The 13,713-nt window shown below is 35.2% G+C and carries 11 protein-coding genes and 1 riboswitch; all 11 genes read right to left on the minus strand.

Annotation, left to right across the window (positions count from 1 at the left end):
• Positions 1–162: 162 nt before the first annotated feature.
• On the minus strand, positions 163–1,272 hold the full coding sequence (gene lpxB / locus PHE88_01205; protein MDD5686434.1) for a lipid-A-disaccharide synthase: 1,110 nt from the start codon (positions 1,270–1,272) through the stop codon (positions 163–165).
• Positions 1,273–1,274: 2 nt separating this feature from the next.
• Positions 1,275–2,198, minus strand: a complete 924-nt coding sequence (locus PHE88_01210; protein MDD5686435.1) for a Gfo/Idh/MocA family oxidoreductase — start codon at positions 2,196–2,198, stop codon at positions 1,275–1,277.
• Between the two features lie 177 nt (positions 2,199–2,375).
• Positions 2,376–2,705, minus strand: a complete 330-nt coding sequence (locus PHE88_01215) for a DMT family protein (GenBank protein ID MDD5686436.1) — start codon at positions 2,703–2,705, stop codon at positions 2,376–2,378.
• Between the two features lie 4 nt (positions 2,706–2,709).
• Positions 2,710–3,501 (minus strand): UDP-2,3-diacylglucosamine diphosphatase LpxI, encoded by a 792-nt coding sequence (gene lpxI, locus PHE88_01220; protein ID MDD5686437.1) that lies wholly within the window; start codon positions 3,499–3,501, stop codon positions 2,710–2,712.
• Positions 3,502–3,516: 15 nt separating this feature from the next.
• Complete coding sequence (gene lpxA, locus PHE88_01225; GenBank protein ID MDD5686438.1) at positions 3,517–4,308, minus strand: acyl-ACP--UDP-N-acetylglucosamine O-acyltransferase; 792 nt, start codon at positions 4,306–4,308, stop codon at positions 3,517–3,519.
• A gap of 20 nt (positions 4,309–4,328) precedes the next feature.
• Positions 4,329–5,642, minus strand: coding sequence for a UDP-3-O-acyl-N-acetylglucosamine deacetylase (gene lpxC / locus PHE88_01230; protein MDD5686439.1), 1,314 nt, complete (start codon positions 5,640–5,642; stop codon positions 4,329–4,331).
• Positions 5,643–5,699: 57 nt separating this feature from the next.
• Positions 5,700–6,710, minus strand: coding sequence for a UDP-3-O-(3-hydroxymyristoyl)glucosamine N-acyltransferase (gene lpxD / locus PHE88_01235; GenBank protein MDD5686440.1), 1,011 nt, complete (start codon positions 6,708–6,710; stop codon positions 5,700–5,702).
• Positions 6,711–6,821: 111 nt separating this feature from the next.
• Positions 6,822–7,646, minus strand: coding sequence for an OmpH family outer membrane protein (locus PHE88_01240; GenBank protein ID MDD5686441.1), 825 nt, complete (start codon positions 7,644–7,646; stop codon positions 6,822–6,824).
• 40 nt (positions 7,647–7,686) lie between these two features.
• Positions 7,687–9,951 carry an outer membrane protein assembly factor BamA gene (bamA, locus tag PHE88_01245; protein ID MDD5686442.1) on the minus strand — a complete coding sequence of 755 codons (2,265 nt, stop codon included), beginning with the start codon at positions 9,949–9,951 and terminating at the stop codon, positions 7,687–7,689.
• Positions 9,952–10,103: 152 nt separating this feature from the next.
• Positions 10,104–12,086: an APC family permease gene (locus PHE88_01250; GenBank protein ID MDD5686443.1), complete on the minus strand. Its 1,983-nt coding sequence runs from the start codon at positions 12,084–12,086 to the stop codon at positions 10,104–10,106.
• Positions 12,087–12,153: 67 nt separating this feature from the next.
• Positions 12,154–12,287, minus strand: a riboswitch (cyclic di-AMP (ydaO/yuaA leader).
• A 3-nt stretch (positions 12,288–12,290) separates the two neighbouring features.
• A complete protein-coding gene (purF, locus tag PHE88_01255) occupies positions 12,291–13,688 on the minus strand; it encodes an amidophosphoribosyltransferase (protein ID MDD5686444.1) in 1,398 nt (465 codons plus the stop codon).
• Between the last annotated feature and the right edge of the window lie 25 nt (positions 13,689–13,713).

Raw genomic sequence — 13,713 nt, forward strand, 5'->3', positions numbered from 1 at the left:
ACTCAGTGCCTACGATGCCACGAAGCAATCTCGATTTTCCCTAAGAACGAGATTTAAGAAACAATATCATTCGTCGTAAAAAAAGCGAGATTGCCACGCCCGCCACTGAACCGTTGGCGGGCTCGCAATGACAGCCTGACTGCCAACAATTTTAACGAATACCTATGACATTTTTTTAAACTCATCAAGAACTATTTTTGCAACTCTTCTCGTGGTCCCGGAAACACCAAACTTCTGCTTGATTTCCCTAAACTCTATTTTGGTTTTTTCATAAATTGATTTATTTTTTAATATTTCAATACATTTCTCCGCAATCTTTTCAGATGTTGCTTCTTTTTGAATCAATTCAGGACTAACCATTTTACCGGCAAGTATATTCACCATTCCGATATGTTTAATATTAATTAAGGCTTTAGCAATAGTGTATGTCAAAAAAGACGTCTTATAAACAATCACCATCGGTACACCTAAAATCATATTTTCTACCGTAGAAGTACCCGAAGACGTAATACAAAAATCCATCTTTGCTCTTTTCTTATAATTATCATGCGGAATAAACTTTACTTTTTCAAAATTGAATTTAAAGTATTTCTTTATATATTCAGTAACCTTGTCTGAGAATACAGGAATAATACACTCTGCATTATTAAACTCTTCTGATATTTTTAAAAATGCTTTGTAAAACGGAGTAAAATGTTTATTAATTTCCTGTATTCTGGAACCCGGCATCAATCCTATATTTAAGCAGTTATTTGAGTGACCACCCGGAAAATCAGGGATAATATCTAAAAACGGATGTCCTACAAATTCACAATCGATACCTGCATTCCGATAAATTTCCTTTTCAAACGGAAAAATAACCAATGCTTTTTTAATATATTTTTTTAGAGTTTTTAGCCGCCCTATTCTTGTCGCCCATACTTGCGGACAAATGAAATAAATAACAGGAATTTTATGTTTACTTGCCGCTTTGGCTATATGAATGTTAAAACCGTAATAATCTATCAGAACAACCCCGGCAGGTTTTTCTTTAATAAAAAACTGTTCTGCAATTTTAAGATCCCTTTTGAGTCTAACCAGATTTTTTACCGGTTCCCAGAAACCGATAATCGAAGCGTCAGCTATCCTGTCAAAAATGTTTCCAACGGAAGCCATTTTACTTCCACCGAACCCGCATATTTCAACCTGAGGATTTTGAATTTTAAGTTCTTTTATTAAATTTGACCCGTGTAAATCTCCGGACGGATCCCCTGCAGATATAAAAATCTTCATATTTACAATTTCATCTTTTTCAGTATTTCAATAGCAACTTCCAATGCATTCCTTCCATGTTCCCCGGTTACTAAAGGCTTTTCACTGGTTTTTATACAATTAACAAAATGTTCGAGTTCTCTTTTTAACGGTTCTTCTTTTTTTAACCTGGGTTTTATAATCTTAATGTCCGACAACGAAGTTACAACATCTGACTTCTTCTTATAAATCTTCAAATTCTGGTCCATATAATCAAGTGAAATATAAGTATCATCCTGAAAAATCCGTATTTTTCTGAATTTATTAAGCGAAACACGTGATGCTGAGATATTAGCAACACATCCATTTTCGAATTTCAAACGAACATTAGCAATATCTTCATTTTGTGATAAAACTTTTGCCCCAATAACATCCATTTGAACTATTTTTGAATTAACAAGAGTTAAAATAATATCTATGTCATGAATCATTAAATCCATAACAACGCCTATATGCGCCATACGCGGATTATAGGGACCAAGCCGTTGTGCCTCGATAAATTTTGGCAATTTTATGTATTTTTGTGCTTCTATCACAGCGGTGTTAAATCTTTCTACATGCCCTATCTGAAGAATAACGTTCTTTTCATTAGCAATTTTAAGTAATTTCTCTGCATGTAAAATATTATCAGTAATGGGTTTTTCAACCAGGCAATGAATCCCTGCTTCCAGAAAATCTTTTGCTAATTGATAATGCAAGGGAGTCGGGACTACGATGCTTACAGCATCAATTTTCCCTAGAAAGTCTTTATAATCTGTAAAATATTGCGTATTATATTTTTTAGCAATTTTCTCGGATATTTTTTTATCCGTATCGCAAACACCGGCAAATTCTATATCACTAAGTTGCGAATATATTCTTGCATGATGCTGCCCTAATGAACCGACACCAACAACACCTATTCTCATAAAATTATCCTAAAGTAACACAAGATAAGCAAAGCTTCGCTTTGCAGTTACAAACCAATTGATAGTATAGCCGCACATTGAAATTCCTATACATTAAATTAGGGCGACCAAGGTCGCCCCTACGCGTAGGGGCAAGGTTTGCCTGCCCTATTTTTTATTATATTCCCAAACGATAAATTACCATTTTTTGAATATAAAAATAACTGCCAAAATTATAAAGCTGAAACCAACAAGGTAATTCCATTTAAAATCTTCTTTTAAGTAAATTATTGAAAATATTGAAAAAATCACAAGTGTTATTACTTCTTGAATCGTCTTTAACTGTGCAGCTGAAAACTGGGAATGTCCCCATCTGTTTGCCGGAACCTGAAAACAATATTCCACAAATGCAATAAGCCAACTTATCAAAATGACTTTTCCTAAAGGTGAACTTTTATATTTTAAATGTCCATACCATGCAATCGTCATAAATATATTTGATATGGTCAGTAAAACAACTGTTCTCATTTATTCATTTAATTGCTAATATGCAAATTTCATTTTCATTAGCGAATTTTATTACTTCATCCATTTCCAATATAAGAGTTTTGTCCGATTCAACAGCCATTACAGATGATTTGGCGTTTTTTAATGTTTCAATTGTTTTCAAACCTACAATAGGTATATCAAACCGCATATCCTGGTTAGGTCTGGCTGCTTTGATAACTACAAAATCCTTTGTAATTTCTCCCGCTCTTCTTATACATTCGTCGGTTCCTTCCATAGCTTCTACTGCCACAATAGATTTATCTTTTACACAGATGGTTTGACCTATATCAGAATGTGCAACTTCTCTTGCAATTTTATATCCAAATTCAATATCTTCTTTTTGTGTTTTGTCAGGTTTTCTTTTGGTAAGAAGTCCTGCTTTTGGGATAAAATCGGAAAGGTATGTGTTCGAAGGTATAAACTTAATACCTTCTCTTTCCAGTTCACTGCATACCGCAGAAAGAAGTGAGTCGGCTGTTTTTGATTTAAGTTTTGCAAGTAATGCGAGTGCTTTTAAATCAGGTTTTACAGAAAAGAGTTTGGTATGTTTTACCTGACCTGCCATTATACATTTTTCTATTTTTTCTTTTTTTAATATTTCAATAAGTTTTGAAAGCTGTCCTACATTTATCCAGTAAGTTTTATCTGCAATACTTTCAATTGTTTTATCTGTTTCATCAAAAAGAGCGATGGCAATAACTTTTTCTCCTCTCTTTTTTGCTTGTCTTGTGAAAATTAAAGGAAAGTTACCATTGCCTGCTATCAATCCAATCATAGTTTTTTTCTTTGTTTATTCAGAATCGTCTTCAGTAGGTCTTCCGGGTCTTGTAATCCCTCGTTTAGAATTCTTTATGAAATCTATAAATTCTTTAACTTCTTTGGAAGGATTTGAGGCATAGAGCTGGTCAATAGCTTCCGCAACAATAAGTCCTGATGTGAAAACAGTTTTGTATGTTGATTTTATATCACTTATGTGTTTTTCGGTAAAATTGTGCCTTTTTAAACCTACAATATTAAGTCCAACAAGTTTTGCTCTGTCACCCTGCGCCTGACAGAACGGAGGCACATCCAGAACCACCATTGCACCACCACCAAGCATAACATATCTTCCTATTTTTACAAACTGATGTACAGCAACCAACCCGCTTATCACAACATTGTCCCCTACTTCCACATGCCCGGCAAGTGTCGATGCATTTGACATTATCACATTATTACCTACTATGCAATCGTGCCCGACATGTGTATATGCCTGAAGCATACAATTGTTACCTATTTCAGTAACACCATGTGCAGATGTTCCGCGATTTAACGTAGCACATTCTCTTACTATACAATTATCGCCCAAAACGACTTTTGTTTTTTCATTTTTGTATTTTAAATCCTGCGGAGCAGTACCTATAAAAACCGAAGAAAATATCTTACAATCCTTACCTATTTCTGCATATTCAATTACCGAAAAAGCACCAACCGCAGTCCCGCTTTTTATTCTTACATCTTTTCCAATAATTGAATAAGGACCTATTTCAACGTCTTTATCAATTTCTGCCGATTTATCAATTATAGCAGTTGTGTGAATCATGTTACACCTCGCGAATTTTTTTAGGGTTTATCAACTAAAATGAATGTAAATTCAGCTTCTGTTACCGGCTTTCCTTCCACATATGCACAACCTCTTACTATACCTGTTGTTTGTTTTGCCCGCACCACTTCAATATCCAAATAAACTGTATCCCCGGGTAAAACCGGTTTTCTGAATTTAACATTATTTATTGACATAAAATATGCCAATTTCTTATTTTTTAAATCAGGTCTCGCCAGAAGTAATACGCATGAAGTTTGAGCAAGCGCTTCGACGATTAAAACACCGGGCATTATAGGTCTTTCGGGAAAATGCCCCTGAAAAAAAGGCTCACCTGCAGAAACATTTTTTATTCCGACAGCTCTTTTTAATTCTTCCACTAAAATCACTTTATCAACAAAAAGAAACGGAAATCTATGCGGTATAATTGATTTGACTTCATCTATATCAACCATTTTCCCTTCAGGTATCTGCCATGAGGATTTTTCTGATAAAGATGACTTACCTGTAATTTCTGAAGCAATTTTTTTGGCAAATTCTATATTATTTTTATGACCGCATTTTAAAGCCGAAATTTCCATTTTTAATGAATTAGCAAGCAATGAAATATCACCGATTAAATCAAGAATTTTATGACGTACGAACTCATCTTCAAATCTAAGTTTCGTATGGATTTTTTTAGCACCTATTACTATAGCGTTTTCTAAATTACCGCCTTTTGCAAGCCCTTTGCTTTTCAACGCCTCAATTTCATAATCAAAACAATATGTTCTTGCCGGTGCAATTTCCTTTTCAAATATTTCCGGTGTTATATCAATGCTAAAAAACTGGGTTTTCAATAAAGGATGATTATATACTACCGTGCATGAAATACTGAATTTATCAGAAGGGACCGCAGTTATTAAAACATCACCGTTTTTATAAACGACCGGTTTTGAAATGTTTAATATTTTCTTTTCACTTGTTAGTTCTGTTATACCTGCTTTCTTTATAAGTTCAACAAACGGCAATGCACTACCGTCTGCCACCGGAGGCTCATTGGAATTCATTTCAATAACTAAATTATCTACCCCAAAAACAAATAACGCCGCAAGTAGATGTTCTATGGTATGAATTGATGTTTTCTCATCTAAGCCGACAGTTGTACCCCGGACAGTTGTCAAGACATTAGAAATATCTGCTTTTATTTGCGGTTGCCCGGGCAAATCAGTCCGGACAAAGACTATCCCTGTATTTTCAGGAGCAGGTTTTAATTTAATTGAAACATTATTTCCGGTATGAAGCCCGATTCCTGAATATGAAACCTCTTTTGAAATTGTCTTTTGTTTTTCCATAAAACCTCGCTGATTTACGCAGATTTAATCGTCAATCTGCATAGTAATCGGTGATTATTAGCATTGTTTCTTAAGTTTTTTAAATTCTTCAAATAGCTCGGGTAATCTCTGGATTAAAGCATAAATCCTCATTGCTTGTTTATGTGGTCTTGCAGGATAACCAGATACTGTCTCTTTGGACTGAACATTACCAATAACACCGGCTTGAGCAGCAACTATAGCACCATCTCCAATTGTTATATGTCCGGCAAATCCTGCTTGCCCGCCTATAGTAACACCATTGCCTATTTTGGTGCTTCCTGAAATTCCCACTTGGGCAACTATTATAGAGTTTTCTCCGATTTGAACATTATGAGCAATCTGAACAAGGTTATCTATTTTTGTTCCTTTACCTATAAAAGTTTTTCCGGTTGTTGCCCTATCAACTGTCACATTAGCACCAATTTCAACATCATCTCCGATTTCAACGATTCCTATCTGAGGAATTTTCTTTAAAACACCGTTTTCCGGAACATAACCAAATCCATCAGAACCAATAACTGTCCCGGAATGAATAATAACATTATTGCCGATTATAATATTTTCCCTAATTGTCACGTTGGAATAAATAAGACAATTTTTACCAATTTTAACATTTCTTCCAATATAGCAATTCGGATAAACAATCGTACCTGTATTTATTTCCGCATTATCCCCGATTACCGTAAAATCAGATATAGCAACATTATCTTTGACTACTGCCGACTTAGATATCGAACATTTTTCGGATATTCCTGACGGATGTTTTTCTCTTTCTTTAGCAATATATATAAGTATTTTTGTATAAGATAAGTACGGATTTTTTGAAACTATCGCAGGAATTCTGACTTTAGATTTTTGGGCTTCTGATATTACTATTGCTGATGCTTTTGTCGTCTCTACAAATTGGATGTATTTGGGATTTGAAACAAATGTAATATCGCCTTCTTTTGCTTCTTCAATTCCCGCAATATTAGTAATAATCGTATTTTCGTTTCCAAAAACTTCATCACCTGTAATTCCAGCAATTTCTTTTAATGTTTTTTTCACGCTTATAGTCCCGCTGTGAATAGATTTTCAAATCCAAATGTCCAGTTGTCGTTATGATAGATCCCGAATCGAGTTCGGGATAGATTTCGTAATGACTTAATAGGACGAAATCTATTTTAATTTCTTTATTACTTTTTCTGTTATATCCTGTACTTCTTCTCCGTAAATAATAAGGCTGGAATCTATAACAACGGTTAAGCCTTCTTCATCAGATACTTCTCTTATAACATCGTATATTTTTCCAAAAAGATTTTTCTTAATTTTACTATTTATCGCTTTTTCTTCCTGTTTTGTTGATTCCAGATATTTCACGAGATCTTTTTTTTGTTTTTCAAGGTTACTTTTTTTTAATTTTATATCATCTGCTGTAAATGTCGGCGAAGATATTTCAGGTATCATATTTAGAACTCCAGTTGATGCAGTAATTGCCGTATTAGATGAACTACTGTTACCTACAGCAGCGCCTGACATTGCTACAGCCCCGCTAGATGAACTAATGTTGCCTACAGCACCGCCTAACAATGCAACAGCCCCACTAGATAAACTGATATTTCCTACAGCCCCACTTGACGTTTTAACCGGTTCACCGTATGAATATGCAGTTACCGGAGCCGCCACCGGTATCAGCATAGCTTCCTGTTTAGCTTTTTCATATTTTTTAAGCTGTTCTTCCATGTTTTCGATTTCATTTTCAACTGAATCAATCTGATTTTGAAAATTTTCTATATTAGTTTTACGGGTTTGTAAACTCGCGGAAAGGTCTTCTTTAATCTTTTTCGCTTCAGGATATACTTCTATTATACGATTTATATCGACAGAGCCAATCCGCTGACCGGAAATTGTAGCAGAATAAACACTGCCAAAAGTCATACAACCCACAGCAATAAATAAGATAAATATTTTATTTACGTTTTTTAGTCTAAGACTATATCCCATAATTTTCCTCACCCCGTTTGAGTACGGGCAGATAAAATATCTAAAATACTTGACCCATTGTGAAATAAAATTGTGATAATTGTTCTCCAGGTTTATGATTTAACCCATAACCCCAATCTATTCTTATTGGAAGAACAGGCATAGGTCTTAATCTTATACCAAACCCAACACCTGTTTTGAGTTGTCTTTCCTTAGAACCTATCTTAGTAGTTATTTCATCATTCTTTTCCCAGGAACCGCCCATATCAGCAAAAATTGCAGCAGACAATATAGAACGCCCCTTTTCCTGAATAATCGGGAACTTGTATTCAATATTTGATACTGAAATTATCTTCCCTTTTCCGGGAGGTCCCACTTCTCCGTAATCATAACCACGAATTGTATCCGCACCGCCTAAGAAAAATTTTTCATATATCGGAACATCATCGGAAGGAGGAAATTCTTTTACATATGAAATACGTGTATTTAACCCGATTACAAACTTCCAAAACGTAGGAATAAATTTAGATAATGTAAGGTTCGGTTTGTAAAAGTTAATATTTCCTCCAAAAGGACCACCTGCAACTTTTACAGCAAGAGAATATTTTGAACCTCTAACTGTATCGAAAACATTGTCTCTTGTATCACGAGTGATGGCAGAAGTAAGTGATGATGCAACATCCTCAGAAGTTGGAATGTCAGCCGCCAAATCACTATCTACATTAAAAACTTTTACTTCTTCGTAAGCATATGTAAAATTAAGTGAAAGTATGTCCGATATCGGTTTGCCTATCCGTATATCGCCGCCCCTTCTTCTTTCCTGATAGGCAGTTGAATCTGTTCCATAACTCCTGTAAACTGTTGTATTGAAAATATCAACACCAAATAGAAGTTTTTTTCTAAAAAGATACGGTTCCGTAAAACCAATTTCATAATTCTGCTTTCTTGAACCAATCTCATATGTTAAATTTATTTTCTGACCCCTTCCAAAAAGATTTATTTCTGAAACCTGAACCGTACCTACAACCTTATCAACCGTGGAATATCCTGCACCGAGCGAAACTAATCCTGTTTTATCTTCTTCTACTTCTATTGCCAAATTAGCTTTATCCGGTTCTTTTGTCTCTTCAATATCTATTTTTACATCCCTGAAGATACCAAGATTATAAAGCCGTTCCTGGCTTCTTCTTATTCTGCCTACAGCAAAAACATCGCCTTCCTGTACAAGAAGTTCCCGCTTTATTACATATTCTTTTGTCTTTGTGTTACCGTCTATAAAAATCCTGTCTATATATATAATGCCATTTTCAATTATATTAATCGAAACATCCACAACACCCGTATCATCGTTTTTGGTGGTAGTTGAATCTAATTTAGCCCGAATGTAACCTTTATCAGCGTATAAAGACTTGATATTTGATTCGCTTTCATCATATTTCGTCTGATTGAAAATTTCACCTGCTTTAAAATTAAAATTACTCAACAAATCTTTTTCTGTAAACACTGTATTACCGGTAAAACTAACTTTGCCATTTTTGTATCTTTTACCTTCGTCTATTATAACGCGTAAAAACATTTTTGTGCGGGTTTCATCGTATGTTATTCCCGGGTCAAGTACTTTTACATTAACAAATCCGTTATCTTTATAAAATGCTTCTACTTTCTTTACATCTTCCTCATAGGTCTCTTCTTTATAAACTTTTTTCTTCTTTGTATCAAATAGTTTTTTTATCTTCTTGGGCTTAAAACTCGTTACGCCTTCTATTTCAACCCCACCTATAAGAATTTTGTTGCCTTCGCTAATTGAAAAAGTGACAGTCGCAAAACCGGAGGTCTCATCAGTAGTTGAAAAATCATCTATCCTTACATCAGCATATCCCTTATCTTTGTAAAGTGTTGTTATCTTCCTTATATCATCCTGAATTTTCCTGGTGTCATACCCTTCTTTTTCTTTTGTTGATATCTCTTCTTTTAATTTCCTGTTTGAAAACTCCTTGTTTCCTTTGAAATCTATCTGTTTAACAATAAGCTTCTCCTGAACTATAAAGGTAACCTTAACCCCGTCTTTATAATCAGATACATCAACTGCTACATCAGAAAATAACCCCAGTTTATATATATTTGATATGTCCTCATCGGCAAGTTTCTTATCAAACTTATCGCCTTTGCTTATTTTTATTGCGTCCTTTATAACCCGTTCTTTTACATTTCTTAAACCGGAAAATTCTATCGCTCTTATTTTCTTTTGAACGACCTGCTCTTCGGCAAACAAGGAAATAGAAACACTAATTCCTAATAAAACTGCTAATAAAATATTTTTTTTCATTTGAATACAAACCCCCCTGAATTAATCCTTTAACTTAAATTCTTATGATATAAAATTATTGTCAATAAGTCAAGAAAAATTCCAAAAAATGCACCGGTTTTTATGAGTGAATCTACTTATAGCAAGAAAAGAACATAGAATATTGCTTTATTTTACAATTTCACCCGCACCGGCAGGATAATGGTTGCAACCTCCTCCCAGTGAAGATTACGTTGTATGGCAAAAGAAGTCTCATTATGTAACATTTTATGAAAAAACTTTTCCTGTTGAAATACCAATTGTCCGGTAAATACCGTGCATTTAGGAAATTCCTGCTTTATCTTTTTGCAAAGATTAGTTGCTGTCTCAATAACATCAGTAGATGTATCATAACGGAAATCAGCAACAACCCCCAATTTGCGGGCAAGTGTTACATATTTTTCAAGGGAACTTTTTATAGATTCCTCAAGAGTTTTCACTTCTTTTGAACCCCTGAAAGAACCCGAGTCAATTACAGCCACAGATGCAAAAATATAATTTTTATAAAGGTTCGGAAAATTTCTCACGACGGACAGAAAAATATGCACCCCGAACCCGTTATATCCGTTGACAAGCATAATTGCAGTCATCTCTTTAGGATTAACCGGTTCCATATTTGCCGCCTGATCAGTAGGAATATTTAGCAGATATTTATCCAATTTTCGAACCGATATTTTGACTTTTCTGTAATGTGTCCGTATAATATAACACAACACTATAAACGATGCAGTAATAAGCAGAGTCATCCAACCGCCTTCCCTGAATTTTTCAAAACTGGTTACAATAAGTATTGTTGAACAGAGTATAAAACCTGTTAGATGGACCGGAAGATGTTTTTTCCAATGTTTTTCCTTCCTGCGATTTTTTATAAAGTATTTTGACATTCCTATTTCAGAAATGGAAAACGTAAGAAATACATTAATTGAATACATAACAATCAGATTAGAAATAGAACCGCGGGTATATAATAATAGGAGAATGGAAGCGCCACCCATAAGAAGTACACCATTGTGCATTGTAAACCGTTCTGAAAGCGAAGAAAATCTGTGCGGGAACCAGGAATCAATAGCCATATTTGACATAACCCTCGGACCGTCAATAAATCCTGTTTGAGCAGCAACGAACAACAATGCACCTTCCGATAAAATGGTTATTAACGCCAGCCAGTAACCAAAAGACCAATTTCCAAAAAGATTATTCGCAAGAATAGCGTTAAGCGTTTTTCCCGGAGTTGGTACTACTTTCAGCAAAAGATAACATATAAAAAGCCCACCTGCAGTAACTGCCAGTGAAACTGACATATAAAGCATAGTCCGTTTTCCAGTCTGTACTTTAGGTTCTCTCATTATCTGAAGTCCGTTTGATACTGCCTCTATTCCTGTATATGTACCTCCCCCTAATGAATATGCACGTAAAAATATACCCAACATTCCCAACCACCCGAGAGTTGAAAGACCTGAACTAAAATTATTTTTTATTCCTGCCGTCACGGGACCAACTTCAGGCAAATGCGATATTATTCCGTAACTTATCAGAAAAATATGCGTCAAAACAAAAATTATAAATATCGGGGCAAGAATGATTACAGATTCTTTTACCCCCCGGATATTTAACACAATTAATGTAATTATCAAAAATAAATCAAAGAAAATTTTTAAACTTTGATACTCTATAGGCAGAAAACTAAAAATAGCAGCACCGCATGAAACAATGGAAACTGTTATGGTAAGCATATAATCTACCAGCAAGGCGCATCCCGAAAGAACTCCCGCCTTCTCGCCAAGCGTGTTAGTAGCTACAATGTAACCGCCGCCGCCATGAGGAAAATGTTCAATAATACGGGAATAAGCATACGATATAACAAATACTGTAATCGCAGTTGCTAATGCCAAAAAAACCGCCAGATAGGTGTGGCTTCCCAGTGCTTTAAATGCCTCCTCCGGACCATAAGAAGAAGAAGAAAGCCCGTCAGCACCTAATCCAATCCAGGCTAAAAGGGGAATTAACGATAATTTATGAAAAATAGAAGGGTCGTGAATGTCCCGGGGCGCACCTATTATCTTGTCTCGCACTTTTTCATAAAATGAATGATTTTCATCTGGATTATTTTTGTCCATATTTTTCTGCCTCCGAATTTGCCTGAATACACTAATAAAAAACCGCCGGAATGGCGGTTTAATTTGCCATTGCCCTTCCAAAGACCTACGAGGTTAGCTGACAGGCTCGAGCTCAGAAGTGCTCTATCCTTAATTAGGAATACGCCTCATTTTCCGGTTCCCCCGCATCCATAATTTAATGGATTTCGGCGACAATTCTATAGATTATTTTTCTAAATCATATTTTGATATTTTTTCTTTAGTAGGTACGGGATATTCTCCGGTAAAACATGCAGCACAGAAATTTGTCCCTTCTACAGGCATTGATTTAAGCATTCCTTCTAAACTCAAATAACACAAACTATCCACTCCAATAATTTTAGCTATTTTATTTACTGAGTTAGATGAAGCTATCAATTCTTCTTTGGTATGAAAATCAATGCCATAAAAACACGGATACCTTAGAGGAGGACAGCTTATCCGCATATGTATTTCTTTTACCCCGGCCTCCCGCAGCGTTTTCATTCTTATACGGCTGGTTGTTCCTCTGACAATAGAATCTTCAACTACGATTATTCTCTTGCCTTTTATAACTTCATTAATAGGGTTGAGTTTTAATTTCACTCCAAGATCTCTGCTGCGTTGAAACGGCTGGATGAAAGTCCTTCCTACATAATGATTCCTGATTATTCCCATTTCAAAAGGTATCTTTGATTCCTCTGAATAACCCAAAGCGGCATAATTACCCGAATCAGGAATGGATAAGACCATATCCGCTTCAACCGGCCATTCTTTCGCTAATTGTCTTCCAAGATTTTTTCGGGCTAAATATACATTCCCACCAAAAATATTACTGTCAGGTCTGGCAAAATATATATATTCAAAAATACAAAATGAGTGACTTGCTTTAGGAAAGGGTTTGATTGATTTAACACCGTCTTTCCCGATAACAACAATTTCTCCCGGTTCAATATCCCTGATATACTTCGCATTTGTAATGTCAAAAGCACAGGTTTCAGAAGCCACAACATATGAATCATTTATTTTCCCTAAACATAAAGGCTTAAATCCATGAGGGTCCCTTGCTGCTATTAATTTATTTTCTGATGTTAAAAATAACAATGAATATGAACCTTTTATCCGGCCTAATGCATCAATAACCCTGTCTTCAACCTTATTTTTTCTGGATCTTGCAATAAGATGGACAATTAATTCGCTATCCATTGTAGTCTGAAAAATCGCCCCGTCAGCCACTAATTTATTTTGTAACTTGCTCGTATTAACCAAGTTTCCATTATGCGCTATTGCGATACTACCCTGCTGATAATTTACTATAAACGGTTGTGCATTTTTTATCATTGAAGACCCGGTAGTAGAATAGCGGACATGTCCTATTGAAACACTACCCGGTAAAAAATTCAACTTTCCGGGACTAAAAACTTCGTTTACTAAACCCATGCCTTTTTGACATGTAATTTTTCCTTCATTTAATACGGCAATTCCCGCACTCTCCTGACCACGGTGCTGAAGCGAATATAACCCTAAATAGGTAAGTTCATACGCATTTTTATGCCCGAATATTCCAAAAATTCCACACGCTTCTTTAGGATAATGATTATTCATGATATTTTCAGGCTGGTTGAACTTT

The sequence above is a fragment of the Elusimicrobiota bacterium genome (assembly GCA_028718185.1).
Taxonomy (GTDB): domain Bacteria; phylum Elusimicrobiota; class UBA8919; order UBA8919; family UBA8919; genus JAQUMH01.

Coding starts and splice junctions, on each gene's coding strand:
- lpxB (MDD5686434.1), bottom strand. CDS start 1,272: ATGAAGATTTTTATATCTGCAGGGGATCCGTCCGGAGATTTACACGGG.
- PHE88_01210 (MDD5686435.1), bottom strand. CDS start 2,198: ATGAGAATAGGTGTTGTTGGTGTCGGTTCATTAGGGCAGCATCATGCA.
- PHE88_01215 (MDD5686436.1), bottom strand. CDS start 2,705: ATGAGAACAGTTGTTTTACTGACCATATCAAATATATTTATGACGATT.
- lpxI (MDD5686437.1), bottom strand. CDS start 3,501: ATGATTGGATTGATAGCAGGCAATGGTAACTTTCCTTTAATTTTCACA.
- lpxA (MDD5686438.1), bottom strand. CDS start 4,308: ATGATTCACACAACTGCTATAATTGATAAATCGGCAGAAATTGATAAA.
- lpxC (MDD5686439.1), bottom strand. CDS start 5,642: ATGGAAAAACAAAAGACAATTTCAAAAGAGGTTTCATATTCAGGAATC.
- PHE88_01240 (MDD5686441.1), bottom strand. CDS start 7,646: ATGGGATATAGTCTTAGACTAAAAAACGTAAATAAAATATTTATCTTA.
- bamA (MDD5686442.1), bottom strand. CDS start 9,951: ATGAAAAAAAATATTTTATTAGCAGTTTTATTAGGAATTAGTGTTTCT.
- PHE88_01250 (MDD5686443.1), bottom strand. CDS start 12,086: ATGGACAAAAATAATCCAGATGAAAATCATTCATTTTATGAAAAAGTG.
- purF (MDD5686444.1), bottom strand. CDS start 13,688: ATGAATAATCATTATCCTAAAGAAGCGTGTGGAATTTTTGGAATATTC.